Source organism: Kitasatospora herbaricolor (assembly GCF_030813695.1).
Lineage (GTDB): Bacteria > Actinomycetota > Actinomycetes > Streptomycetales > Streptomycetaceae > Kitasatospora > Kitasatospora herbaricolor.
The window spans coordinates 4,398,326-4,423,875 of record NZ_JAUSVA010000002.1; the positions used below are offsets into that span (position 1 = coordinate 4,398,326).

The following is a 25,550-nucleotide window of genomic DNA, read 5'->3' on the forward strand; positions in this document are numbered from 1 at the left end:
AGAGTCTCCCTCGGTAGCGTGTCCGAGCGGCCAAAGGAGCACGCCTCGAAAGCGTGTGTGGGGGCAACTTCACCGTGGGTTCGAATCCCACCGCTACCGCCACTTCGACAGAAGGGCCCGTCCTCGCGGACGGGCCCTTCTGCGTTTCCCGGGGCCCGCACCGGCTGCGTTTCCCGGGGCCCGCACCGGCGGGTGCCCCGGACGCCTCCCGAGACCGCCGCGGCGGCCCGGCCCCTGACATGGCAAGGCTCCGCACCCGGAGCGATGACCACCATCATCGGACGGGTGCGGAGCCTGGAGGGGGAACGGTTCCGGGGGGGTCGAACCGCTCCCCCGGCGGAGTCCCACAACCGGCACCGCGTCGGGGGGAAGCCGCGGCGGCCGGTCCCACAGCGGGGAGCTCCGGATCGTTGTACCGGTGATTCCTGCCAGATCCTCGGTACAACAACCATCCTGCTCCACCCGCCCCGCCGGGGCACCCGCAGAAAGCCCCCACTCGCGGGGACCTTCGTCCCGTCGGGCGAACGGGATGCTGATCCGCTGCGCCGTCCGGTGGAACGGACCGGCCGGCGGGCTGGGCCGGAGAAGGGCGCGAATCCGGGCGCCGCGCCGCCGCCCGCGCTGGGCCGGTCGGTCTAAGCTGCTGCACAGCAGGGGCCGCTCGGGGACCGGATGACGGCGGCCCACGGCAGGGAGGCGGGCAGTTCGATGGCACAGGCGCGGAAGATCGGCATGTACCTCCTGCTCATCTTCGTCCTCTACACGATCATCACCTCCCCCGCCCGCGCGGCCGAACTCGTCCAGTCGGGGTTCGAGGGGATCTCGACGGCGGCCAAGGCCGTCGGCACCTTCATGACCGGTTTGGTCAAGTAACTCCCCCGGCCGGCCGCGCCCCCGCGGCATCCGCACGACGGGCGGCACACCCGCGGCCGGGCGCCCGCGGGTGTGCCGGCCACCCGCTCAGGGCCGTGCGGAGCCGGACCGGACCGGGCGGCTACCGTGGCACGGTCCACAACCCTCGCCCGCTGGGAGCGGCATCATGATCCGGCACCTGGTCCTTTTCAAGCTCGACGAAGGCGTCACCAAGGACGACGAGCGCGCACTCGCCGGCGCCAAGGCCTTCGAGGAGCTCGGCTCGCTGATCCCCGAACTCCGTGAGTGGGAGTGCGCCTGGAACATCACCGACCGCGACATCGCCTACGACTACGCGATCAACAGTCTGGTCGAGGACCGCGCGGCGCTGCAGGCCTACATCGCCCATCCGGCCCACCAGGCCGCCGCCGGGCAGTGGCGGGAGTTCGCCACCTGGGTGATTGCCGACATCGAGGTCTGATCCCCCGAGCGCGTCGGTCGCATCCGCACGACCCGTGGCGCCCCGCCTCCGACCGGGCCGGGGCGCCTTTCGCGTGCCCGGGCGGGGCGCCCGGGCGCTGCGCCGGATGCCCCAACGGTGCTTCAACACACCTCGGCGCGGTACTTGAACGAACTGTGCCCACCTTGTGATGCTATGACCGGTTTTGCCGGACATGGCGAGGTGATGAACGGGGGCACGACACCCGACCCGCAGGTCCCCACCGTTGTCGATCTTGGGAGGGGTGAGTCCGTGCGGACTCGAGGGAGTGCACCTGACACCGGCGCGGGCCCGGCGGCCGTGGCCGCCCCGGCGACCGTCGCCTCCGGCGCCGAGAGCAGGACGGTGGGCGCCGTCCGGGCCGGCGGGACCGTTCAACCCGCCCAGGCGCCCCAGGCGCCCCAAGTGCACTCGGCGCCCGAGAAGCCCCAGCCCCTCCGGACCGCCCAGCCCCTCCAGGCCGCCCAGCCCCTCCGGACCACCCAGGGCGCCCAGACCGTCCAGCCCCTCCAGGTCTCACAGGCCCTCCAGGTCTCGCAGGCCGTCAGGACGGGCTCCGCCGGCCGGTCCGAGCCCGACGACGACCCCCTTGAGGAGCCCGCGCCCAGGCCCTCGCCGGACGAGGCGGTCGCGGCGGTCTTCGGACCGGCCGGCGAGCTCAGGCCCGGCGGCCGGCGGCCGGCCGTGGACGTCCGGACGCTGACCCGGGTGCTCTTCGAGCGGCTCGCCGAGCTGCCCCCGGACGCCCCCGAGCGCCGGCGGGTGCGGGCCGCCCTGATCGAGGTCAACATCCCGCTGGTGCGCTACGCCGCGACCAGGTTCCGCAGCCGCAACGAGCCGATGGAGGACGTCGTCCAGGTCGGCACCATCGGGCTGATCAACGCGATCGACCGGTTCGACCCGAGCCGGGGGGTGCAGTTCCCGACGTACGCGCTGCCGACCATCCTCGGCGAGATCAAGCGGTACTTCCGCGACAACGTCCGCACCATGCACGTGCCGCGCCGGCTCCAGGAGCTGTGGGTGCAGGTCAGCGGTGCCATGGAGGAGCTGACGGTCACCCACGGGCGGGCGCCGAAGGTCCCCGAGATCGCGGCCAGCCTGCGGATCCCGGAGGAGGACGTCCGGGCCTGCCTGGACGCCGGGCGGGCGTACAACGCCGCCTCGCTGGAGGCGGCGCAGGAGCACGAGGGCGGCCTGGCGCTGCTCGACCGGCTCGGCTACGAGGACTCCGCACTGGCCGAGGTCGAGCACCGCGACATGGTGCGGCACCTGCTGGTGCAGCTCCCCGAGCGCGAGCGGCGGATCATCATGCTGCGATTCTTCGCCAATCTGACGCAGTCGCAGATCAGCAATGAGCTGGGCATGTCACAGATGCACGTGTCCCGGCTGCTGTCCCGGATCCTGACGAGGCTTCGGACCGGCAATTCCTGGGAAGACTGATCGTCACAGACCCACCCATACCGCCCGATTCGGACCGAACGAAACGGGATTGCTGCGCGTTACTGCCACGTGACATCTTGCGATGTTCGGGTTTGCGGGCGCCCGGGGACCGGTATGGAGGGGGAGGGCGCCGCGCGGGAACCACCGCGCGGTGACGAGCGTTCAACAGTCAGTCACAAGGGGGTGGGTGCATGTCCGGAGAGCTGGGCACTGCTGAGATCCACGGCGCCGTCACGGTCGTCGACCAGATCCCTGTCCAGGGGGCCCGGCGGCAGGCCGCGCCGGCGCCCGCGCCGGACACTGTCGACACGCCCGGCACGCCCGACACACCGGCCGCGCCCGTCGCGGCCGCAGCGCCCGCCGCACCGGCGACGCCGGCCCTGGACACCCGCACCCTCTCGCGGGCACTGTTCCTGCGGCTGGCCACCCTGGAGGCGGGCAGCGCGGAGCACACGTACGTCCGCGACACGCTGATCGAGCTCAACCTGCCGCTGGTCCGGTACGCCTCCGCGCGCTTCCGCAGCCGCAACGAGCCGATGGAGGACATCGTCCAGGTCGGCACGATCGGGCTGATCAAGGCGATCGACCGGTTCGACCCGGAGCGCGGGGTCGAGTTCCCGACCTTCGCGATGCCCACCGTGGTCGGCGAGATCAAGCGGTTCTTCCGCGACACCAGCTGGTCGGTCCGGGTGCCCCGGCGGCTGCAGGAGCTGCGCCTGGCGCTCACGAAGGCCGGCGACGAGCTGGCCCAGAAGCTGGACCGCTCCCCCACCGTCGCCGAGCTGGCCGTCTGCCTGGGCGTCAGCGAGGAGGACGTGGTCGAGGGCCTGGCGGTGGGCAACGCGTACACCGCGAGCTCGCTCGACTCCAGCCCCGGCGAGGAGGACGGCGACGGGCCGCTGGCCGAGCGCCTCGGCTACGAGGACCTCGCCCTGGAGGGCGTGGAGTACCGGGAGTCGCTGAAGCCGCTGCTGGCGAAGCTGCCGCCGCGGGAGCGCCGGATCATCATGCTCAGGTTCTTCGGGAACCTGACCCAGTCGCAGATCGGCGAGGAGATCGGCATCTCGCAGATGCACGTCTCCCGGCTGCTCACCAAGACCCTCACCCAGCTGCGCGAGGGCCTGATCAGCGAGGCCTGAGAGACCCCCGCAGGCGTGGCCGGGAGCACCCGCTCCCGGCCACATTCGTACCAGGCGTCCCACGGGCCTCCTGGCGCCCCAGGAGACCCGGCAAGGCCCCCGCCGGGCCCCGGCCCTCGCACGGGCCCGCCCGCGGCCCGCCGGGCGGCCTCCGGGGCGTCAGCCGACCAGCAGGTTGGCCCGCAGGCCGGCCAGCACCTCGTCGTCCAGACCCAGGCCGTCCTGCCAGAACTCCTCGAACGACGCCCAGCCGGCGGCGACCTCCTCGAAGGCGGCCTCCAGGTAGGCGCGGTCGGCCCGGAAGACCGGCAGCAGCAGCCGCGGCTCCTGCATCAGCCCCCGGGTGCCGAAGCTGTCGACGATGTGCTCGATGATCGCGGCCGACCGCTCGTTGGTCAGCAGGTAGTCCGTGAAGACGGTGTCGCGGTCCACCCCGAGCGCGGTGAGCAGGATCGCGGCCGTCCAGCCGGTCCGGTCCTTGCCGGCCGAGCAGTGGAAGAGCAGCGGTGCGCCGTCCGGCGCGGCCAACAGGCGCAGCACGGTGGCGAACCGCTCCCGGGCGACCGGGTCGGTGACGAACCAGCGGTAGAGGCCGACCATCATCGCGGCCGCCCGGCCGTCGCCGAGCAGCGCGCGCTGCTTCTCGGGACTGCGGTCCGCCAGGGCGTCCCGCAGGGCGACGTAGATGTCGAAGTCGGCTGCGAAGACGGGCAGGTGGTGCAGGGTGACGCCGTCGGGGGCGGTGCGCCCGACGGTGATCGGGGTGGCGGAGAGCTCGGCGGCGGCGATCTCGGCGACCGGCAGGCCGGGGACCCGGTCCGGGCCCGCCTCGCGGACCTCGTCGAGGCTGCGCAGGTCGACGACCTGGCGCAGGCCGTACCCGACGAGCACGTCGAGGTCCTCGTCGGTGAGCCGGTTGAGGCCGTCGCTGCGCAGCGCGACGCCGTGCCGCAGCACCCGGCCGTCGGCCGTCCGGTACCCGCCGAGGTCGCGGGCGTTGACGGCCCCGCGCAGGCCGAGACTGCGGGCGGCCGCGAGGTCGGTGAGCGGCCCGCCGGGCAGGACGTCGGCGGCACGGCCGGCTGCGCCGGGGGCTGCGGTCTCGGTCTGCTGATCTGTCACGGGTCGGGCCTCCATCGGATATTCGGAACGCCGCAGCGCAGAACCTCGCACGATGTTGCATGAACCTGCCCGGCGGGGGGCACAGATGTGCGAGAGTGGTGGTGCTTGATCAGTCTAGGCAGCCCGGTGGGGCCTACCCGGGAGTAGTCGGTGACCAGCGGGTATCCGGCCGACGGCCGCATTGGTCAACAGATTGCTGTCAGCTGCTGACGGATTGTTGTTCTCATTTAATTATTTGCGTAGATTGTGGCTTTCTGACCACGTTCAAACCCTTTATGGCATCGCCATGAACGTTGGTAACAGATTCGCTGCACTCTCACCCATTTGGTCCCTAGCACCCCTGAACCTCCACCAAGATGACACCAGGCAGCCTGCTGCCTTCGAACAGAGTCAGGGCAGGCGCGCCGAGCAGCGGACCGCCCCTGCCCAATGGGGAGGAACCACATGGGTCGAGCGACCCGAAGAGCTGCCGCTTGCGCGGTGGCAGTCCTGCTGGCCGGCGGTCTCCAGTCGTCCTTCGCCAACGCCGCGACGACGACCCGGATCGACCTCACCGTGCTCGTGATCAGCGACGGTGGCCCCGCCACCGCCGCCATCGCCGCCGAACTGGCGAGCCAGGGCACCCCCTACAAGATCGTCAATCTGAACGACGCCAACCGGCCCGTGATCGATGCCGCCTTCCTGAGCGACACCGTGAACGGGCAGCCCCGCGCGAAGTTCCAGGGTGTCGTCCTGCCCAACGACAACCCCTTCGCCGCCGGGTCCGCCGAGATGACGGCCCTGGCCGCCTTCGAGGCCGCCTTCGGCATCCGACAGGTCGACGCCTACACCTATGCCCGCCCGGACGTCGGTCTGAACTGGGCGCAGAACCCCGGTTACATCGGCAGCCTCGACGGCGCCCAGGGGCAGGTCACCACGACCGGCCTCGCCGGCCCGTTCAGCTACCTCAAGGGCAGCGTCCCGTTCGAGGACAACGACCCGAACATCGGCGAGAGCTACGGCTACCTCGCCACCCCGCTGGCCGGGGCCGATTTCAAGCCACTCGTCGAGGCCCCGATCCCGGGCAGCACCGAGAAGGGCTCGCTGGTCGGCGAGTACACCCACGACGGCCGCAAGGAACTGGTCGTCACCTTCGTCTACAACCAGTACCAGCAGCAGTACCGGCTGCTGGCCCGCGGCATAGTCGACTGGGTGACCCAGGGCATCCACCTCGGCTACGACCGCAACTACTTCGCGGCCCACGTCGACGACGTCTTCCTCGCGGACGACCGTTGGGACACCAGCCTCAAGTGCACCCCCGGTGACGTCACCTGCCCGCCCGGCACGCCCGAGTCGAGCAACCCGATCCGGATGACGCCGGCCGACGCGCAGTACGCGAAGCAGTGGCAGATCGACCACAACTTCACCATGGACATGGTGTTCAACGGCGGCGGCAGCGAGGACTGGAAGGCGGACCACGAGGTCACCGCCGACCCGGTCGTCGACCAGATGGTGGCCGACCAGGCCAGCTACCGCTGGATCAACCACACCTACACGCACCCGTACCTGGGCTGCCTGCAGGACGTCTCCGTGGTGCCGTGGAAGTGCACCAAGGACGCGGGCGGCAACACCGTCTGGGTGGACCAGGCGACCATCACCGGCCAGATCAAGAACAACCTGGACTGGGCCGCGGCGCACCACATCACGCTCGACAAGAGCGAGCTCGTCACCGGCGAGCACTCGGGCCTGCTGACCGCTCCCCAGGAGACCAGCGACAACCCGTACCTGGCGCCCTCCCTGGTCACCAACGGTGTCAAGTGGACGGCGAGCGACGCCTCCCGCGAGAGCGGCCAGCGCGCCGTCGGCAGCTCCACGCTGACCGTCCCGCGGTACCCGATGAACGTCTTCTACAACGCCGGCACGGCGGTGGAGGAGGCCGACGAGTACAACTGGATCTACACCAGCGTCGCCAACGGCGGCAGCGGGGTCTGCGAGAACAACGCGAACTCCACCTGCCTCACCACCCCGCTGAACACCTCCACCGGCTACACCTCGTACATCGTGCCGCTGGAGGCGCGGATCGACCTGGGCCACGTGCTCAGCAACGACCCGCGGCCGCACTTCATCCACCAGTCGAACCTGGCCGAGGACCGGATCGTCTACCCCGTCCTGGACACGGTGCTCTCCACGTACCGCAACCTGCACGCGGACAACGCCCCGATCGTGAACCTCCCGCAGCGCGAGATCGGCGCCGAGTTCCAGCGCCGCGCGGCCTGGAACACCGCCCTGGCCGCCGGCCAGGTCACGGCGTACCGGATCGGTGACACCGTCACCGTGAACGCGCCCGCCGGGCTCTCGACCGAGGCCACCATGCCGACCGGCACCGTCCAGAAGCTCACCTTCGGCAGCACCGCGTTCGGCACCGCCTACGCCGGTACGCTGTCCGGCTGGGTCAAGGCCGGCTCGCTGCAGAGCACCGTCACGCTGAAGCTGACGGCCGCGCAGACCCCGGCGGCCCCGGCCGCCCCCGCTGCCGCCGCCGCCAAGACGGCGCCCGTCGCCGCCCCGGCCGCCAAGACGGTGGTCCCGAGCGGCGCCGCCACCGCAGTCCCGGTCGGCCCGAGCGACACCGACCGGACCGACGCGGCGACGCTGGTGCCCGGCAGTGGCAAGCCCGTCCTCGGCAAGGCCCTCCTGGGCAAGGCCGGGAACAACACCGCGGGCAAGCCCGCCGCGGGCAAGAGCACGGCGAAGAAGCCCGCCGGCAAGACCGGCAAGCAGTAAGACGCAGGACCGGTGGTGGGGCGGGCGATCCCGCCCCACCACCGGCTGTACGTCCGCCACCACATCGGACGTCGACGGGAGAAGGAGGGGGATCGGGGATGCGCGTCACCCTGCTCACCGAGGGGACGTATCCGCACCAGCACGGGGGCGTGAGTGTCTGGTGCGACCAGCTCGTCCAGGGCATGCCGGACGTCGATTTCGACATCGTCGCGGTGACCGGCACCGGCCACGAGCCGCTCGCCTGGGAACTGCCCGCCAACGTGCGGTCGGTGACCACCGCACCGCTCTGGGGCCCGGCCTCGGGTGCCAAGCCTCCGCGCCGCAAGGAGCTGCGGAGATTCCTCGACGCGTACGAGCGCTTCCTGCACTCCATCCTCGACCCGGTCTACACCACCCACTTCGGCACGGAGCTGTACGGCTTCGCCGACCTCGCCCGGCGCGGCCTGCTCAGCCCGGCGCTGCGCAGCGAGCCCGCCCTGCGCACCCTCCAGCGCGTCTGGACCCGTGACTACCTGCCGACCGCCGTCTCCCGGCCCACCCTCCACGACGCCCTCAACGCGACCGACCTGCTGGAGCACGCCCTGCGGCCGCTCTCGGTCGAGCCGCCGCAGGACGGCGTCGCGCACGCGGCCAGCGGCGGCCTGGCGACCCTGCCCGGCCTGATCGCCTCCCAGCAGTTCGGCGTACCGTTCCTGCTCACCGAGCACGGCATCTACCTGCGCGAGCGCTACCTCGGCTACCGCACCGGCCCGTACCGCTGGCCGGTCAAGGCGCTGCTGCTGGGCTTCTACCGGATGCTCGCCGAGGAGAGCTACCGGCGGGCGGCGCTGGTCACCCCCGGCAACCGGTACAACCGGCGCTGGGAGGAGCGCGGCGGCACGCCGTCCGCGCACATCCGCACCGTGTACAACGGCGTCGACCCGGCGGCCTTCCCGCCCGCCGGGCCCGAGCCGGAGACCCCCACCCTCAGCTGGGCCGGCCGGGTCGACCCGATCAAGGACCTGGAGACGCTGATCCGGGCCTTCGCCATCGTCCTCAAGGAGATGCCGGAGGCCAAGCTGCGGCTGTTCGGCGGCACCCCCAAGGGCGGCGAGGGCTACCGCGACGGCTGCATAGCCCTGGCCGCCGAACTCGGCATCGCCGACTCGGTGGTGTTCGAGGGCCGGGTCGCCGACATCACCGACGCCTACGCGGCCGGGAACGTGGTGATGCTCTCCAGCATCAGCGAGGGCTTCCCGTTCACCCTGATCGAGGCGATGTCCTGCGGCCGCTCCACCGTCTCCACCGATGTGGGCGGCGTCCGCGAGGCCGTCGGCGACACCGGCCTGGTCGTCCCGCCGCGGGAGCCCGAGCCGATGGCCGCCGCCGCCCTGGAGCTGCTGCGCGACCCGGAGCGGCGGGCCCGGCTCGGCGAGCAGGCCCGGCTGCGGGTGATCGAGCAGTTCACCCTGCGCCAGAACATCGACGGCTTCCGGAACATCTACACCGAGCTGCTCGGCACCGCCCGCTGGCTGCCCGAGGGCGTCGTCGCCGTCGGCGCCGACGGCCCGGAACTCCCGCAGGAGCACGCCGGCACCGCCGCCGGCCGCCCCGTCACCAGCTGGGGCCGGCGCGCCGAGAAGCTGCAGGAGGCCCGATGAGCGGCCCGCTGCGGCTCGTCCCCGACGAAGCCGGCCCCGAGTGGGCCGAGCAGACCATGCAGCTGCGCACCCTGCCGCGCCAGCGCCGCCGCCCGGCCCCGCCGGAGCCGGCCGACGACGGCCTCGACCTCTCCGCCGACCCGATCGACGCGCTGGCGGAGCGGCTCGCCGACGTCTGCGCCGACGCCGTGCACCCGTACGAGATCGCGGCCTTCCTGGAGTCGGACGGGCTGACGGACGAGCAGGCCGCGCTGAACTACGGCCGGCCCGACTCCTTCACCCTCGCCGAGGAGCTGTTCACCAAGGTCGCCCGGCGCTACCCCGGCCCGAGCGCCGAGTTCGCCAACCCCTGGCGGGCCGACCCCTGGCGCTGCGTGGTGCGCGGCCTGGTGTTCGCGCTGCCCGGCCTCGGCTACCTGCTCGGCGCCAACCTCTTCGCGGTCGAGCGGATGCGCTTCGGCCTGCCCTCCGGCATGGTCGCGCTCTCCGTCGCCACCCTCGCCAGCTGGTCCTGGAACCAGGCGCTCGCCCACCGCTCCTACGCCTGGCTCGGGCGCGGCCGGCGCCGGGCCGCCGGGCGCTGCCTGGCGATCGGCGCCCCGGCGGGCGCGCTGGTCGCGGCGGTCAGCGCCTACGTGGTCGGCGGGCCGCTCAGCTCCCTGCTGTTCGCGGCCGGCCAGTCCGGGTACCTGGCGGCCGCCACCGTGCTGCTGGTGCTCGGCCGGGAGAAGTCCCTGCTGGTCGCCCTGGCGCCGTCGGCCCTCGGCGCGGGCGTGGTCCTCGCCGTGGACGTGCCGCAGGTGGTCCGGACCTGCGTCCTGCTGGCCACCCTCGCGCTCGCCCTGGCGCTGGCCGTCCGCGAGGTGATCCGCTGCCTGCGCTCCGAGCAGGACGCCACCGTGCTGCGGCTGCCGCTGAGCAAGGAGATCCCGCAGGGCCTGTTCGGGCTCGCGGTCGGCACCCTGACCCTGATCGCCGGCCTCGGCACCACCATCCACCAGGCCGTCGACGGGGGTGTGCGGGCCACCGACGCTGCCGCCCCGACCGGGCCGGCGATGGTCGCGCTGACCCTCAGTCTCGGCCTCGCCGAGTGGCTGCTGTTCCGCTACCGGGCGATGGCCGTGGCCGCGCTGCGCACCAGCCACACCCCCGGCCAGTTCGTCCGCCGGACCGGCGGCGTGCTGCTCGGCTGCCTGCTCACCTACCTCACCACCGTGGCCGCGCTGGACGCGGCCGCCACCGTGCTCTGGCCCGGTGCGCCGAACCTCGGGACCGTCCAGCTGGGCGCCCTGCTGGTCCTCGGCGGCGCGCTCTGGCTGGCCCTGCTGCTGAACGCCTTCGGCCACAGCTGGAGCACCGCCCTGATCTGCCTGGCCGCCGCGATCGCCGAGTGCGCCGGGCTGCTGGCCGGTGCGGACCCGACCCTCCTGCAGCTGATCGGCTGCGGGGCGGCCGCCCTGGTCCTCACCTCCATCGCCGGGCCCGCGCTCGGCAGAACCACCAAGCACCGCTGAACCGCGCCGGCCGCGGGGCCCGGCACGCCACCCACCTCAGCTGAACACCCACCAGAAAGAGAATGCGTATGAGCACCGTCGCCGTCACCGGAGCCGAGGGCTTCATCGGCTCCCACCTCGTCGAGACCCTGGTCGCCGACGGCCACCAGGTCCGCGCGATGGTCCAGTACAACTCCTTCTCCTCCTTCGGCTGGCTGGAGACCCTCGACCGCGAGGTGCTCGACTCGGTCGAGATCGTCCTCGGCGACGTCCGCGACCCGGGCTCGGTCAACGGCCTGGTCAAGGGCACCGAGGCGGTCTACCACCTGGCCGCCCTGATCGCGATCCCGTACTCCTACCGGGCACCGCACTCGTACATCGAGACCAACGTCACCGGCACCCTCAACGTCCTGGAGGCCGTGCGCCACCTGGAGATCCCGCGCCTGGTGCACACCTCGACCAGCGAGACCTACGGCACCGCGCAGACCGTGCCGATCACCGAGGACCACCCGATCAACACGCAGTCCCCCTACGCGGCCTCCAAGGCCGGCGGGGACCGCCTCGCGGACAGCTACCACGCGAGCTTCGAGACCCCGGTCGTCACGCTGCGCCCGTTCAACACCTTCGGCCCGCGCCAGTCGATGCGCGCCGTCATCCCGACCGTGATCGCCCAGCTCGCCGCCGGCGAGACCGTGATCACCCTCGGCGACCTGCGCCCGACCCGTGACTTCACCTTCGTCAAGGACACCGCGGCCGCCTTCCGCACCGTCGGCACCGCGCCCGCCGAGACCGTGGTCGGCAAGACCTTCAACGCCGGCACCGGCGGCGAGATCTCGGTCGGCGACCTGGTCACCCTGGTCGGCAAGCTGATGGGCGTCGACGTCACCGTCAAGGAGGACGAGCAGCGCATCCGCCCGGCCAACTCCGAGGTCATGCGCCTGGTCGCCGACGCCACCCGGCTGCGCACCGCCACCGGCTGGGCCCCGGGCCACTCCCTGGAGCAGGGCCTGGAGCAGACCATCGAGTTCTTCCGGGACCCGGCCAACCTGTCCCGGTACAAGACCGACCTGTACAACGTCTGACCCGTCCAGCACATGCAGACATCGTCTTCCGTGGGGGAACCACCATGCACGCAGTGATCCTGGCCGGCGGCAAGGGCGTACGCCTTCGGCCCTACACCACCGCCCTTCCCAAGCCGCTCGTCCCGATCGGCGACCAGCACGCGATCCTGGAGATCGTGATGCGCCAGCTCGCCTCGGCGGGCTTCAAGACCGTGACGCTGGCCATCGGCCACCTCGGTCACATCATCCGCGCCTACGTCGGCAACGGTTCGCAGTGGGGGCTGCGGGTCGGGTACGCCGTCGAGGACAGTCCGCTCGGCACCATGGGTCCGCTGCTCACCATGCAGGACCGGCTGCCGGAGAACTTCCTGGTGATGAACGGTGACATCCTCACCGACCTGGACTTCGCCGGGGTGCTCAGGCACCACGAGGAGTCCAAGGCGCCGCTGACCATCGCGACCTACGCCCGCCAGGTCAAGATCGACTTCGGCGTGCTGACCACCGAGGGCAGCAGCATCACCGGCTTCCAGGAGAAGCCCAGCATCGACTACCGCGTCTCGATGGGCGTCTACGGCGTCTCCCGCTCGACCCTCGCCAAGTACACCCCGGGCCTGCCGCTGGGCTTCGACGAGCTCGTCCTGGACCTGCTCGCCGCCGAGACCCCGCCGTCCGCCTACGAGTTCAGCGGCTACTGGCTCGACATCGGCCGGCCGGACGACTACGACCGGGCCAACGCCGAGTTCGCCACGCACCGCTCGCTGCTGCTGCGCGACGAGGCCCCCGAGGGCCTGCGCTCGGTGCCGTCCGCCGAGGCCCCGGCCACGCCGATCCCGGCTGCCCGGCCCGCCGCGGACGCCGCCTCCGAGCCGGTGGAGCCCACCGGCGCCGACGGGCGGGCCGCGTGAGAATACTGCTGCTCGGCGCCGACGGCTTCCTCGGCCGGCACGCCGCCGACGCCCTGCGCGGGCTGCCCGGTGCCACGGTGCTCACCGGTGGCCGCCGGGCCGCCCACGACCTGCCGGTCGACCTCGCGACGGCGCAGGCCGACGTGCTGGCCGAGCAGCTCCGGCAGCTCGCGGTCGACGCGGTGGTCAACTTCGCCGGCGCGGTGGCCGGCAGCGCCGTCAAGCTCGCCGAGGTCAACGCCCGTGGCCCGGCCGTGCTCTGCGAGGCGCTCCGGGAGGGCGTCCCGCAGGCCCGGCTGGTGCACATCGGCTCGGCCGGCGAGTACGGCGCCTGCGAGAACGGCACCTCGCTCAGCGAGTCCGCGCAGCCGCGTCCGGTCGGGGTGTACGGCGCCACCAAGCTGGCCGGCAGCCTGGCGGTGGCCGGCTCCGGGCTGGACGCGGTGGTCCTGCGGGTCTTCAACCCGGTCGGGCCCGGAGCGCCGGCCGGCTCGCTGCCCGGGCGGCTCGCCGCCGAGCTGCGCCGGGCCGGCCCGGACGGCGTGGTGGAGGTCGGCGACCTCTCCGCGTACCGGGACTTCGTCGACGCCCGGGACATCGCCCGGGCGGTCGCGCTGGCCGTCACGGCGGCCGGCCCGCTGCCCCGGGTGATCAACCTGGCCGGCGGCGTGGCCCGCCCGGTGCGGGCGATCGCGGACGGGCTGGTGGCCGCGGCCGCCTTCGCCGGCCGGATCGACGAGAGCGGTGCGGGTTCGGAGCGGTCCGCCGCCGTCTCCTGGCAGCAGGCCGACATCTCCCTCGCCGCCCAGGAGCTGGGCTGGAAGCCGGAGACCGGTCTCGACGACACCCTGCGTGACCTGTGGCTGAGCACCGAGCCGGACCCGGTCGCCGCATGACCGCCGGCTCCGCCCACGACGGCCGCCTGCTGGTGCCGCTGTACGTCCACCCCGCGGTGGACCCGGCGGCCTGGCGGGCGGTCGCCGCCGCCGGCCCCGCCCGGGTCGCCGGCGTCGTGATCAACATCGCCGACGGCCCCGGTGACGCCTTCGACAACGTCTTCGCGGCCGGCGCCGAGGAGGTGCGCGCGGCCGGCATACCGCTGCTCGCCTACTCGGACACCGACTACGGCCGCCGGCCCCACGCGGACGTGGTCGGGGACCTGCTGACCTATCGTCAGTGGTACACCCCCGACGGCGTCTACTTCGACCAGGTCGCCGGTCACGCCGGCGCCCTGCCGCACTACCGCCGGCTGGCCACCGCCGCCCGCGCGGCGGGCTGCGGCACCGTCGTCTTCGGCCATGGCGACCACCCCGAACCCGGTTACGCCGAGATCGGGCTGGCCGATCTGCTGGTCACCTTCGAGGGTGACTGGGAGACGTACCGCGAGATGACCCTGCCGCTGTGGACGGGCCGTCACGCCGCGGCCCACTTCTGCCACCTGGTGTACGACGTGCCGGCCGAGGCCGCCGCCGAGGCCGCGGCGCTGATCACCGCGCGAAGAGCGGGCGTCGGCTGCGCGGTCCCCGGCAGCGGGGACAACCCGTGGTCGACCCTGCCGTTCGAGCTGTCGGCGCTCCAGACCCAGGGCTGACCGGCCGCGCCGCGACCCGGCCACCACGGCCACGGCCAGGCCCCGCGCCGCACGCACGACACCGCACGACACCGAGCCTGACCAGATCAGAACCCGACCAGACAGAGATCTGAGCACCAGACCAGACCGACCCGATCCGATCCGGAGTTCGAGTACTGTGACCCGCCGTTCCAGGCCACTGCTGGCCGCCATCGCCCTGACCACCGCCCTGCTGGCAAGCTCCTGCAGCAGCTCGGACGACGGCGACGACGACACCTCCGCCGACGCGACGGGCTCCGGATCGCCGGTGGCCACCGCCCCGGCGGTCCCCCAGCCGGCCACCCCTTCGGACACCCCGACGGACACCGGCTCCACAGGCCCGGGCGCGACCTCGCCCGCACCGGCCACCCCGGCACCCGGGACGCCCCCGGCACCCGGCACCCCCCGGCCCACCGGTCAGCCGCCCGCCCCCGGCCCAGCCGGCGCGGTGTGGCAACCGAAGCCCGGCGTCACCTGGCAGTGGCAGCTCGGCGGCACCCTCGACCAGTCGGTGGACGTACCGGTGTACGACATCGACGGCTTCGAGCACGACGCCTCGGTGGTCGCCTCGCTGCACGCCAAGGGCCGCAAGGTGATCTGCTACATCAACGCCGGCTCCTGGGAGGACTTCCGCCCGGACGCCACCGCCTTCTCCAAGAGCATGCAGGGCTCGGGGAACGGCTGGCAGGGCGAGAAGTGGTTCGACATCCGGCAGATCGACAAGCTGAAGCCGCTGATGGCGACCCGCTTCGACATGTGCAAGGCGAAGGGCTTCGACGCCGTCGAGCCCGACCTGCTCGACGCCTACATCAACAAGACCGGTTTCCCGCTGACCGCGGACGACCAGCTGAAGTACAACCGCATGATCGCCGGCCTGGCGCACGAGCGCGGCATGGCGGTGGCCCTGAAGAACGACCTCGACCAGATCCCCGCCCTGGTCGGTGACTTCGACTTCGCGGTGAACGAGCAGTGCGCGGAGTTCAGCGAGTGCGACAAGCTCAGCCCGTTCATCAAGGCGGGCAAGGCCGTGCTGCACGTCGAGTACAAGGTGCCGACGAGCAAGTTCTGCGGGCAGGCGAAGGCCCTGGGCCTCAGCTCGATGGAGAAGCACCTGGAGCTGGACGCCTGGCGCCAGCCCTGCTGACCGGCTCACCACGACGAGCGGCCGGGCCTGCCCAGCAGGCCCGGCCGACGCGTCCGGGCCGGCGGGCCGGGGCCGGTCCGCGCGGCGGGAGGCCCGGGCCGGGCCGGGTGGTGCGAAGTCGGGCAGGGAGTGGCCGGACAGGGTGAACTGCCCGGCGCGGTACGGACGTTCTTACTTGACCGCGAGCCAGATGACGACGGCCAGCACGGCCACCACCACGACGGCCACGCCGGCGATCACGCCGGTGCGGCTGTTGCCGCGGCTGCTGCCATAGGTGGAGACGGAGCCGGGCGCCTGCGGGGCCGGGGTCTCGTCGACGAACGCCCGGAACATCTGGGTGCTGCCGGCGGGGTCGTAGTCGTTGTCAGCCATGGCAGGGACTCTAACGAATCCGCCCGCCCCACCGACACCCCGGATCCCCCGTGAACCGGCGGGCGGCCCGGGCCGGGAGCGCCGCGGGCGTGACGGCGGCCCGACTGCAACGGCCGCACGACAACATCGTGAAGTCGTGGTGGTCCCGGAATGGCGGCTCCCGCGATCAGGTTGACTTCGGGCATGACCGAAAACCACAGTGACTCCCGCCCCGGTGTGACGCTCGGCACCTCCGACCTCACGGTGTTCCCGCTGTCGCTCGGCGGCAACGTCTTCGGCTGGACCGCGGACGAGGCGCAGTCCTTCGCGGTGCTGGACGCGTTCGCCGCCGGCGGCGGCAACTTCATCGACACCGCGGACGTCTACTCGGCCTGGGTGCCGGGCAACACGGGCGGCGAGTCGGAGACCATCATCGGCAACTGGCTGCGCAGCCGGGGCAACCGGGACGACATCGTGGTCGCCACCAAGGTCGGCGCGCACCCCGGGTCGACCGGCCTGAAGGCACACACCATCAAGTCCGCCACCGAGGAGTCGCTGCGCCGCCTCGGCGTGGAGCGGATCGACCTGCTCTACACCCACCGGGACGACACAGAGACCCCGGTGGAGGAGTTCGTCACCGCGCTCGACGAGCTGGTCAAGGAGGGCAAGGTCCGCGAGATAGCCGCCTCCAACATCAGCGCCGAGCGGCTCACCGAGGCCCTGGAGTTCTCCGCCCGGGAAGGCCTGGCCCGGTACGTGGCCGTCCAGCCGCACTACAACCTGGTCTCCCGCGCCACCTACGAGGGGCCGCTCGCCGAGGTCGTCGCCGCGCACGGACTCTCCTCGGTGCCCTACTTCGCCCTGGCCTCCGGCTTCCTGACCGGCAAGTACCGGCCCGGCGGCGCCGACGTGGACAGCGCCCGGGCGCAGGGCGCCGCCCGCTACCTGGACGACCCGCGCGGCCCGAAGGTGCTGACCGCCCTCGACGCGGTCGCGGCCGCCCACGGCACCGAGCCGGCGACCGTCGCGCTGGCCTGGCTGGCGTCCCGCCCGACGGTGGCGGCGCCGATCGCCAGCGCCCGGACGGTCGAGCAGCTGCCGCCGCTGCTTGCCGCCGCCTCCCTGCGGCTCGCCCCGGAGGAGCTGGCCCTGCTGGACGAGGCCTCGGCCTGATCCTCGCCGCGCCGTGTCCACAGGCTGTGGACGGACCTCGCGCCCGGTTCACTTGTCCACAGGCCTGTGGACAAGTGGACCGGGCGCGGTCCGTTCCGGACGCCGGACGGGCGCCCTGCGGCAACGACGGCCGCCCACGGCTCCGGGCAGCTACGGCCGCCCGAAGTGGGTCGGTCGGAAGCCGCTGCCGAGGGTGGAGACCCGGACGTTCCTGCCGGGTCGCGGCGCCTCGACGAACCGGCCGCCGCCCAGGTAGATCCCGACGTGGTGGATGGCGGAGGCCCGGCCGCTGTCCGACCAGAAGAGCAGGTCGCCCCGGCGCAGGTCGCCCGCGCCGATCGGGGTGGTGGCCGCGTACTGGTCGTTGGCGACCCGCGGGAGGCTGACGCCGGCCTGGCGGTAGGCCTGCTGCACCAGCCCGGAGCAGTCGAAGCCGCCCGGGCCGTTGCCGCCCCAGACGTACGGCTTGCCCACCTGCGCCAGCGCGTAGGCGACGGCCGTCTCGACGCCGCCCCGGTCCGTCTCCTGGGCCGGGTCCGGCCCGTCGTACTCCGGGGCCTGCGCCTGCGGGGCCTGCGACTGCGGGACGGCGGCCGGGCCGGACGCGACGCCCTCGCCGACGCGGCTGAGGTAGACGTCGTAGTGGCTGGTGTACCGCCACTCGCCGCTGACGCTCCGGAACCAGTACTTCGAACCGTCCCAGCCCTGCCGCGGACCCGTACCGCTCGCACCGTCGGCGCTCTTCGGCGCGGTGGCCCTCGGCGGGGTGCTCTTCGGTGCGGTGCCCTGGGCCTGAGCGGCCTGGGCGACCGGCTTGGCGCCCGTCCGGTTCAGGTAGACGTCGTCGTGGCTGGTGTACCGCCACTCGCCGCCCACGCCCTTGAACCAGTACTTCGAACCGTCCCAGCCCTGCTTCACCGGAGCAGGTGCTGCGTGCGCCGCCCCGGTGCCGGCGGTCAGGGCGACCACGCCGGCGCCGGCCACCACGGTGGTCGCCAGGCAGGTGCCGCGGACCGTGCGGTGTATTCGGCTGTCCCCGGACCGCGCGGCCCGGGCGGGCGTACGCACCCGGGCGGCGCAGCTGAGGCAGCCGCAGCCCGCCGGCGCGGCAACGCTGCCACGGCTCTCCACGAACCCCGCCAGCGCCGGATCGGCGGCGGCGGGTGCGGTGGCTATCTTCATCGGGATCGTCCTTCCTTACGCCCGGCCCGGACGGCCGGCGACGGTCCGCCGGCCCGGACACTGGGGGATGGCACCGAGGCGGCCACTCCGGACGGAGCGACGAACGCGACGAGCAGGTGCTCCATCAGGGCACTGCGCGCGGCCTCGTCCAATTCGTGGGCGGTCGCCCGCTCCAGGCGGCGGACCGCCAGGGCCGCCGCCTCCACCGCGTCGTCGACGAGCACGGTGCGCAGGCCCGCGTCGAGGTCCGCGAGGCGGCGCCGCCGCATCGACTCGGCGACCTCGGGGGCGTAGTCGAGCGCCATCGGCTGCACGGAGTAGACCTCCAGCCCGGCCGGGGCGACCTCGGCGGCCAGCGCCCGGGTGAGCTCGTCCGCGAACCACTGGCCGTCCCGCAGGGCCGGGCCGGGTACCGCGTTGCTGTCGCACGGCAGCGCGGAGGCGGTGCGGGTGAGCACCGCGTGGACCTGCTCGCGCAGGTAGTTCTCGTGGTCGGCGATCGAGAGCAGGGCGCGCGCCGTGTCCTTGACCCGCCAGACGATCAGCAGCCGGACGACGATGGGCGTGCCCGTCCGGTCGACGGCGTTGACCGGCTCGCTGCGCCAGTGCCGCAGCCGGACGTCCACCCGGCGGCGGCGCAGCAGCGGGTTGACCCAGACCAGGCCGGTCCGGCGGACGGTGCCGCGATAGCGCCCCCAGCGGGTCAGCACCCGGGTCTCGCCGCCGGCGTTGGCCAGCAGGCCGGCCAGGGTGAGCAGGATCAGCAGCCCCGCCCCGCTGACGGCGGCGACGTCCCGCAGGGTCACCACCGGCCGGCCGGCCGCCCGCGCGGCGCCGTCGCGGATGTCCGGGAGAACCCGCCAGTGCGGGATCACCCCCGTCCGGGCGAGCAGCAGGACGACACCGGCGAAGCCGACCAGCAGGACGAAGAGCCCGATCCACCCGGGCAGCGCCACCGCGCTGCGCTCCCGCAGCGCGGGATCGGTGCGCGGGGGACGCCGGGTGGTCGTGGCGCGCACCACCGTCTCCTCCTCCGGCCGGGCCGGCCGGCCCGCACCGAGCGGCAGGACCGGCTGCACCGGCTGCACGGACTGGACGGGCGGAATCGGCTGGACCGGCTGCACGGGCGGGACGGCCTGGACCGTCATGGGTTCGGCTGCGGGGCCGTCCAGGGGGTCGAGGACGGTCCGCGGCGCCGACCGCCGGGCCAGCGGGTCCAGCGGGAGCCTCGCCATCTTGGTGAGCGGGGTGGCGCCCCCCACCGGCGGGTCGGGCAACGGCCGGACGAGGGCGTCGGCCAGATTGTCGGGTCGCTGCGAAGAATCGCGGGTGACGTCCATGCACGGATCCTCGGGGTCGGTGTGTCGCGCAACGGGCGGCCCGGATCTGACGGGCAGTGCCAGACTCAGGCTAAGTTCATATGTCATCAAATGCGACATTTAACGCATAGCGTGTCGACATTCACTGACGAACCGTCTGAGTTCGACCTGACGCGCAGGCACATGGTGGGTGTGGTGACGAACATCTTCAGCGCCGCCGCCGGCCGGCTCCCCGGCCGAACACCCGGCGGGTGATCAGCCCGACCGAGGCGAGCAGCAGCAGGGCTCCGGCGAGGGCGGCCCGCCAACCGGTCGACTCCGGCCGGTGCTGGGCCACCGCCCCGCCCGAGGACTGCTCGACCAGCGTCCCGGCCGGCTCCGCTGCCTCCTCGCCGGCCGCCGCAGCGTCGGCCCCCGATCCCGACAGCCGAACGGCGGACGAGCCCGCGGCGGGAGGGAGCGGCTGGGCTGCGCCCCGCGCGGTGGACGAGGCGGAGGCGGAGGCGGCTGACGAGACCGGTGGGGACGGCGACGGCGACCGGAACGGGAGCGGCCCCGGGGCGGTCGTCCTTCCGGGGCCACCCGGTGACGCGACCACAGGTTGCGCGGACGGCCGGTCCGACGGCGAGGCGGTCGGCCGGGAGGTGGCCGACGGCGAGGTGGTGGGAGGGCCGGGGGGCGAGGCCGAAGCGGAGGCCGTCGGTGCGGCGGAAGCGGTCGGAGCAGTAGAAGCGGTCGCCGGCGGAACCACGATCGGCAGCAGTCCCGGCGGCACCGCGACCGGGCTCACCGCCGCGGTCGCCGACGAGAACGAGGACGAGGACGAGAACGAGGGCGAGGGCGAGGGCGAGGGCGAGGGCGAGGACGGCGGCTGCGTAGAGGGCGCCGCCGCGGCCGTGGTCGCCTTCACCGGTCCGGGGGAAGAGGCCGGCGCCGCCGGCGAAGGCGTGGCCGTGGCCGTGGCGACACCCGCCGTGGCCGTGGCCGTGACCGTGGCCGTGACCGAGGCCGAAGGCGTCGCCAAGGGTGCGGCGAGACGGATCGTCAGGGCCGGCGCCGCCGTCCCGTTGCCGGCCCGGTCGGTGGCGCTGACGACCAGTGAGTGATCACCAGGTGCGAGGTCCCGGGCGGCGGTGCAGCTCCAGCCGCCGTCCACGGCGGCCACCGCGCTGCAGGACGGGACGCGCTCCGCCGGGCTCTGGGCCACCGCCCGGGTGGCCACCATGACGGTGCTGCCGCCCTCCGCGCGGCCGGCGAACCGGGGGCGGGCCGTACGGAGCGTCTCACCGGCCGCCGGGGCGGTCAGGACAGGGGCGGCCGGGGCGACGGTGTCGACGACCAGTGCGGAGGCCCGGCCGGTCACCCGGTTCCCGGCCGCGTCGACGGCGGACGGGGTGAGCCGGTGCGTCCCGTCCGGCAGGTTCTCGACCGGCAGGCAGGACCAGCCGCCCGTCGGTCCGACCAGGGTGCTGCACAGCTCGGCGACCGTGGCCGTGGCCGTGGCGCCGGCCTGGTCGGCGACCGAGACGGTGCTGCCGGGATCACCGGTGCCGATGAGCAGCAGTCCAGGGTCGTTGGTGAACTCGGGCAGGTCCAGAACGGGCACGGCCGGCGGGGCCGTCTTCACGGTGAAGCGGACGGGGTCACCCGTCAGCACCACCCCGCCGGTGGTGGTCTCGACCGGGGTCAGGGCGTGCGCCCCCTGGGCCAGTGCGGTGCCGGGCCGGCAGGCCCAGCCGCCGCCCTGGTCGACCTTGGCCCGGCAGAGCGTGGAGCCGCCCTCCCGGACCTCGACGGACGCGCCCGCCACCGCGCCCTCGCCCCGCACCTCGGGGCGGGCGTCGGCCACCGTGCCGCCCTCGACCGGGCGGCCGATCTCCGGCCTGGCGGCGCCGACGGCGAGCCGGACGCGCTGGTCCTCGACCCCGCCGGAGTCGGCGAACCCGCCGGGGCCGACCAGTTGGGCACCCTCCCGGGCGAGGCGCAGCCGGGCCCAGGTCTCTCCTGCCGAGGCGCCGGGCGGGACGGTCCATTCGAGGCCCGCCGTGGTGGCGCCGGCCGCGAGTTCGGCCTGCACCCGCTCGGTGGCGTCGAAGCGGCCGTTGCGGTCGAAGTCGATCCAGCCGGCCAGGGTCGCGGGGGCGCCGCCCACCGCGACCGGCACGCTCAGCCGGTAGTAGCGCCCGATGGAGGCCTCGGCCGGGTAGCTGACGGCGGGGTCGGCGCCCCGGTGGTCGGTGCGTCCCGGCTCGGGCCTCGGCGGGGTGAGGCCGGCGAAGGGGCCGCGCCGGGCGGCGCCGTGGTCCAGTTCGACCAGCGGCCCGCCCGCGGCGGCGTCGGCGTCCGCCGTCCGGTCGGCCCGGGCCGGGCCGAGGCCGGCCGCGGAGCCCAGCAACAGGTCGGTGGCGAGGTGCGAGGCGTTGGTGTAGCCGGCGGGTGCGGTGCCGACCGTCTCGTCGAGGGTGACGGTGTACGCCTGGCGCAGCGGGGCCGGGGCGGTGCTGCTGCCGGCCCGCGCGGTGGAGCGCTGCTCGACCCGCAGGGTGGCGGTGCTGAAGGTTCCGGCGAGTTCGAGGCTGCCCTCGGCGGCGGCGTCCGGCGAGGCGTCCGCGGCGCCGTCCGGCCCGGCCGGGGCGAGGGCGTTTCCGGCCACCGTCCAGCCGGTCCAGCCGGTCCGGGCGGTCAGCACCGGGGCGCCGGGCGATCCGCCGGTGACGGTCAGCCGGGCGGCGGTGGCGGTGCTGCCGCCCCGGCCGGTGGCGAGCGATGCCAGGCCGCTGACGTGCAGTCTGGGATTGCGCACGGCACGGGAGAAGGAGATCTGGAGGGTGCCCAGGGTGCTCCAGGCACCGTCGGCCCGCGGGCGTTCGGGGGTGAGGCCGAAGGTCTCGGCGGGGGCGCCCGCAGTGAGCCCGTCCGCGTACCCGGCCGGCCGGCCGCCGCCGGTGCGGTCGGCCAGCCGGCCCGGTTCGGCCGTCACGGTGACTCCCGGGGCGGCGGCGAAGTCCAGGCGGACGGTGAGGCCGGAGGGGAGCGTCGCGCGCCCCTGACCGGTCCAGCCGTCAGGGGACTGCTGGGCCAGCGAGGGGGGTGAATTCCAGCCAAGCAGCAGGCCGGTGGCGAGCAGGGCGGCCGAGGCCGCGACGAGCGGCCGCCGTCGCGCGTTCCGCGGCCCGTCCGGGCACCCGCCGGAGGTGGGCGCGGCGGCGGGGCGGGAATACTGTCGGCTCATCCGGCTCTCCTTCGGCGTCGGCCACCCGAAGGGGGTCTGGGTACAAGATCCGACAAAACGGAATCACGATCACGAGCCGGTAATACTCCGACACCGGCGGCATTGCCCAGGTCGTACCCAAATGGCGGCCCCCTCCCGGCGGAGCACCCCGATGGCACGGGGGGCCGCCTGGCGTGACAGGCGCCGAAGGATCGTCAGATCATTCCAACCGACCGTTACTGACCAGTATTTGACCATTCATCGGACATCCCTGTTCGAATTGCCGGAATGCTCAGTAGAGTCGGCGCCCGTGACCATCAATCCCGTTCTCATCAAGAGCAGTTTCGCGGTCGTCGAACCTCATGGCACGGACGTCACCGCGCACTTCTACCAGCACCTGTTCGAGCACAACCCCGGCGTCCGCCCTCTCTTCGCCGAACATCTCGACGCCCAGCAGGACCGGCTCTGGAGCGCGCTGGGCGCACTGGTCACCCACCTGGAGGACACCGAGACCCTGGTCGGCATCCTGCGCGACCTGGGCGGCCGGCACGCGGGCTACGGCGCCCTGCCCGAGCACTTCCCCGCCGTCGGGGCCAGCCTGCTCGCCACCCTGCGGCACTTCGCGGGCGAGGAGGCCTGGACGGCCGAGGTGGAGGCCTCCTGGACCGCCGTCTACGGCGTGATCGCCGCCACCATGACCGAGGCACTCACCGCCGCGCAGTCCCACTCCTGAGGCCGCCGCGGTGCCCTTCGACCCCGCGGTCATCCGCGCCAGCTTCGCCGTCGTCGAGCGCCGCGCCGACCACATGGCCAAGTACTTCTACGCCCACCTGTTCGCGCACCACCCCGGCGTCCGCGATTTCTTCCCCGAGCAGATGGCCGAGCAGCGCGACCGGCTCTTCGCCGCGCTCACCCAGCTCGTCCTGCGGCTGGAGAATCCCGGGCAGCTCACCGGCTACCTGCGCGCGCTCGGGCGCGACCACCGCAAGTTCCAGGCCGCGCCCGAGCACTACCCGGCCGTCGGGGCCAGCCTGATCGCCGCGCTGCGGCACTTCTCCGGCCACGGCTGGACGCCGGAGATCGAGAAGGCCTGGACCGAGGCCTTCACCGTGATCGCCCAGGTGATGACCGAGGCCGCCGCGGAGGACGAGCCCGAATCCCCCGCCTGGTGGGAGGCCGAGGTCACCACCCGCCGCCGCGGCGCCCCCGACGTCGTGGTGCTCACCCTCGCGCCGGACCGCCCGTACCCCTACACCGCCGGCCAGTACCTCACCCTGTGCAGCCCGCGGGTGCCCCGGGTCTGGCGCCCGTACTCGATCGCCAACGCCCCGCGCCCGGACGGCAGCCTGGACGTGCACGTCCGCCGGGTGCGCGGCGGGCTGCTGAGCACCGCGCTGGTCGACGACGTGATGCCCGGCGAGCGGCTGCGGCTGGGCCCCGCCCTCGGCGACGCCTGCCTGGTGCCCGGCTCCCGGCGGCCGCTGCTCGCGGTGGCCGGCGGCACCGGCTGGGGCCAGGTCAAGGCCCTGCTGGAGGACCTGCTGGCCGCCCCCGACCCGCGCCGGGTGACGGTCTACCTGGCGGCCCGCAACGACGCCGACCAGTACGACCTCGCCGCCGTCGAACAGCTGGTGGCCCGCTACAGCCGCCTGGACGTGCTGCTGGCGGCCCCCGCCGACGGCGCGGACCGCACCACGGCCAACGGGCTGCTCACCGACGGCCTGCGCGCCCACGGCGACTGGGAGGGCTGGGACGTCCACCTCAGCGGCCCGCCCGGCCTCGCCCCCGAGATCACCGAGCTGCTGCTGGGCCTCGGCGCCGAGCCGGAGCGGATCCGGCACGACCCGGTGCCCGAGACGCTCAACCGGACCCGCCCGCTGACCTCCTCCGACTGGTTCCTGGACCGCCGGGACGTGGCCTGGATCAACCGCACCGAACTCGGCCGCACCGAGCCCCCCGCCCCGGAGTGGTAGCGGCCGCCCCGGAACGGCGGAAGCCCCGCCGACCTGGTGGTCGGCGGGGCTTCCGCGTCAGCTGGTGCGCTCAGCAGGATTCGAACCTGCAACCTCTTGATCCGTAGTCAAGTGCTCTATCCGTTGAGCTATGAGCGCCCTCAGGGGTCTTGCGACACCCTGCGGTACTCGGGAAAGCCTACCTGATCCAGGAGCCCTCCCCGCACACCCGGCGCGGCGCGTGCGGCAAGCGGCGAGGCCCCGGGCCGGAGCCTGGGGCCTCGCGATTGCGGTGCGCTCAGCAGGATTCGAACCTGCAACCTCTTGATCCGTAGTCAAGTGCTCTATCCGTTGAGCTATGAGCGCTCGCCCTGGCTTTGTTGCCGCCGGGGCGGTGCGGGAACAACATTACATGACCTGCGACGTGGGGCGAAATCGTTTGATCCGCACCCCCGGGCGGCCGGGTGGGAGGCCCCGGGCCGGGGGCCGCCGGGCCCGCCCGCCGGGCAGGTCCGGCCTCACCGGAGGGGGACGGCGCCCGCCCCCGGGAAACGCGGAAGCCCCGCCGGCCTGAGGGCCGGCGGGGCTTCCGGAGGCGGAGGCTGAGGGATTTGAACCCTCGATGGGCTTTAAGACCCAAACCGCATTAGCAGTGCGGCGCCATAGACCGGACTAGGCGAAGCCTCCTCCACAAG

At 73.5% G+C, this 25,550-nt stretch carries 19 protein-coding genes, 4 tRNA genes and 1 pseudogene; 16 read left to right on the top strand and 8 right to left on the bottom strand.

Annotation, left to right across the window (positions count from 1 at the left end):
- Positions 1 to 12 precede the first annotated feature (12 nt).
- The 5 genes from J2S46_RS19655 (at position 13) to J2S46_RS19675 (ending at position 3,930) form a co-directional block, all read left to right on the top strand.
- Positions 13 to 102: transfer RNA gene (locus J2S46_RS19655), tRNA-Ser, on the top strand.
- Positions 103 to 708: 606 nt separating this feature from the next.
- On the top strand, positions 709 to 873 hold the full coding sequence (locus J2S46_RS19660; RefSeq protein ID WP_190211020.1) for a hypothetical protein: 165 nt from the start codon (positions 709 to 711) through the stop codon (positions 871 to 873).
- 166 nt (positions 874 to 1,039) lie between these two features.
- Positions 1,040 to 1,333 carry a Dabb family protein gene (locus J2S46_RS19665; protein WP_190211019.1) on the top strand — a complete coding sequence of 98 codons (294 nt, stop codon included), beginning with the start codon at positions 1,040 to 1,042 and terminating at the stop codon, positions 1,331 to 1,333.
- Positions 1,334 to 1,756: 423 nt separating this feature from the next.
- Positions 1,757 to 2,791 carry an RNA polymerase sigma factor SigF gene (locus J2S46_RS19670; RefSeq protein WP_307350657.1) on the top strand — a complete coding sequence of 345 codons (1,035 nt, stop codon included), beginning with the start codon at positions 1,757 to 1,759 and terminating at the stop codon, positions 2,789 to 2,791.
- A 191-nt stretch (positions 2,792 to 2,982) separates the two neighbouring features.
- Positions 2,983 to 3,930, top strand: coding sequence for an RNA polymerase sigma factor SigF (locus tag J2S46_RS19675; protein ID WP_191294099.1), 948 nt, complete (start codon positions 2,983 to 2,985; stop codon positions 3,928 to 3,930).
- A 159-nt stretch (positions 3,931 to 4,089) separates the two neighbouring features.
- Here the strand turns inward: J2S46_RS19675 and J2S46_RS19680 are convergent, their stop codons facing one another.
- Positions 4,090 to 5,052 (bottom strand): tyrosine-protein phosphatase, encoded by a 963-nt coding sequence (locus J2S46_RS19680; RefSeq protein WP_191294100.1) that lies wholly within the window; start codon positions 5,050 to 5,052, stop codon positions 4,090 to 4,092.
- Between the two features lie 444 nt (positions 5,053 to 5,496).
- On the opposite strand from J2S46_RS19680, the gene J2S46_RS19685 reads away from it, so the two are divergent.
- From J2S46_RS19685 to J2S46_RS19720, 8 genes and pseudogenes are all read left to right on the top strand, one after another.
- A complete protein-coding gene (locus J2S46_RS19685) occupies positions 5,497 to 7,815 on the top strand; it encodes a hypothetical protein (RefSeq protein WP_229913340.1) in 2,319 nt (772 codons plus the stop codon).
- Between the two features lie 98 nt (positions 7,816 to 7,913).
- A complete protein-coding gene (gene pelF / locus J2S46_RS19690) occupies positions 7,914 to 9,455 on the top strand; it encodes a GT4 family glycosyltransferase PelF (protein WP_191294101.1) in 1,542 nt (513 codons plus the stop codon).
- Positions 9,452 to 10,969, top strand: a complete 1,518-nt coding sequence (locus tag J2S46_RS19695; protein WP_191294102.1) for a hypothetical protein — start codon at positions 9,452 to 9,454, stop codon at positions 10,967 to 10,969. Before pelF ends, J2S46_RS19695 begins: the two co-directional genes overlap by 4 nt.
- A gap of 68 nt (positions 10,970 to 11,037) precedes the next feature.
- On the top strand, positions 11,038 to 12,030 hold the full coding sequence (locus tag J2S46_RS19700; protein WP_191294103.1) for an SDR family NAD(P)-dependent oxidoreductase: 993 nt from the start codon (positions 11,038 to 11,040) through the stop codon (positions 12,028 to 12,030).
- 44 nt (positions 12,031 to 12,074) lie between these two features.
- A pseudogene (locus J2S46_RS19705) lies at positions 12,075 to 12,779 on the top strand (nucleotidyltransferase family protein); the annotation flags it as partial.
- Between the two features lie 131 nt (positions 12,780 to 12,910).
- Positions 12,911 to 13,810: an NAD-dependent epimerase/dehydratase family protein gene (locus tag J2S46_RS19710; RefSeq protein ID WP_191294105.1), complete on the top strand. Its 900-nt coding sequence runs from the start codon at positions 12,911 to 12,913 to the stop codon at positions 13,808 to 13,810.
- Positions 13,807 to 14,505, top strand: coding sequence for a spherulation-specific family 4 protein (locus J2S46_RS19715; protein ID WP_191294106.1), 699 nt, complete (start codon positions 13,807 to 13,809; stop codon positions 14,503 to 14,505). The genes J2S46_RS19710 and J2S46_RS19715 overlap by 4 nt, the downstream gene beginning before the upstream one ends.
- A 157-nt stretch (positions 14,506 to 14,662) precedes the next feature.
- Complete coding sequence (locus tag J2S46_RS19720; protein WP_229913341.1) at positions 14,663 to 15,667, top strand: endo alpha-1,4 polygalactosaminidase; 1,005 nt, start codon at positions 14,663 to 14,665, stop codon at positions 15,665 to 15,667.
- 171 nt (positions 15,668 to 15,838) lie between these two features.
- On the opposite strand, the gene J2S46_RS19725 is transcribed toward J2S46_RS19720, so the two are convergent.
- Complete coding sequence (locus tag J2S46_RS19725) at positions 15,839 to 16,039, bottom strand: hypothetical protein (RefSeq protein WP_073929080.1); 201 nt, start codon at positions 16,037 to 16,039, stop codon at positions 15,839 to 15,841.
- Positions 16,040 to 16,222: 183 nt separating this feature from the next.
- Between J2S46_RS19725 and J2S46_RS19730 the strand changes: the two genes are divergently transcribed.
- A complete protein-coding gene (locus tag J2S46_RS19730; protein ID WP_191294107.1) occupies positions 16,223 to 17,191 on the top strand; it encodes an aldo/keto reductase in 969 nt (322 codons plus the stop codon).
- A 150-nt stretch (positions 17,192 to 17,341) separates the two neighbouring features.
- Here J2S46_RS19730 and J2S46_RS19735 read toward each other — a convergent pair whose 3' ends face one another.
- The 3 genes from J2S46_RS19735 to J2S46_RS19745 all read right to left on the bottom strand — a co-directional run bounded on the left by J2S46_RS19735 (position 17,342) and on the right by J2S46_RS19745 (position 22,924).
- Positions 17,342 to 18,373 carry a C40 family peptidase gene (locus tag J2S46_RS19735; protein WP_191294108.1) on the bottom strand — a complete coding sequence of 344 codons (1,032 nt, stop codon included), beginning with the start codon at positions 18,371 to 18,373 and terminating at the stop codon, positions 17,342 to 17,344.
- On the bottom strand, positions 18,370 to 19,713 hold the full coding sequence (locus J2S46_RS19740; protein ID WP_191294109.1) for an SPFH domain-containing protein: 1,344 nt from the start codon (positions 19,711 to 19,713) through the stop codon (positions 18,370 to 18,372). The genes J2S46_RS19735 and J2S46_RS19740 overlap by 4 nt, the downstream gene beginning before the upstream one ends.
- Positions 19,714 to 19,900: 187 nt before the next feature.
- Positions 19,901 to 22,924 (bottom strand): Ig-like domain-containing protein, encoded by a 3,024-nt coding sequence (locus J2S46_RS19745; protein ID WP_191294110.1) that lies wholly within the window; start codon positions 22,922 to 22,924, stop codon positions 19,901 to 19,903.
- A gap of 289 nt (positions 22,925 to 23,213) precedes the next feature.
- On the opposite strand from J2S46_RS19745, the gene J2S46_RS19750 reads away from it, so the two are divergent.
- Entirely contained in the window at positions 23,214 to 23,636 is a 423-nt protein-coding gene (locus J2S46_RS19750; RefSeq protein WP_191294111.1) for a globin domain-containing protein, read from the top strand.
- Positions 23,637 to 23,646: 10 nt separating this feature from the next.
- Positions 23,647 to 24,876 carry a globin domain-containing protein gene (locus J2S46_RS19755; protein ID WP_229913342.1) on the top strand — a complete coding sequence of 410 codons (1,230 nt, stop codon included), beginning with the start codon at positions 23,647 to 23,649 and terminating at the stop codon, positions 24,874 to 24,876.
- Between the two features lie 62 nt (positions 24,877 to 24,938).
- On the opposite strand, the gene J2S46_RS19760 is transcribed toward J2S46_RS19755, so the two are convergent.
- From J2S46_RS19760 to J2S46_RS19770, 3 genes are all read right to left on the bottom strand, one after another.
- Positions 24,939 to 25,014 (bottom strand) — tRNA-Arg (locus J2S46_RS19760).
- 134 nt (positions 25,015 to 25,148) lie between these two features.
- A tRNA-Arg gene (locus tag J2S46_RS19765) sits at positions 25,149 to 25,221 on the bottom strand.
- 230 nt (positions 25,222 to 25,451) lie between these two features.
- Positions 25,452 to 25,542: transfer RNA gene (locus tag J2S46_RS19770), tRNA-Ser, on the bottom strand.
- Positions 25,543 to 25,550 lie beyond the last annotated feature (8 nt).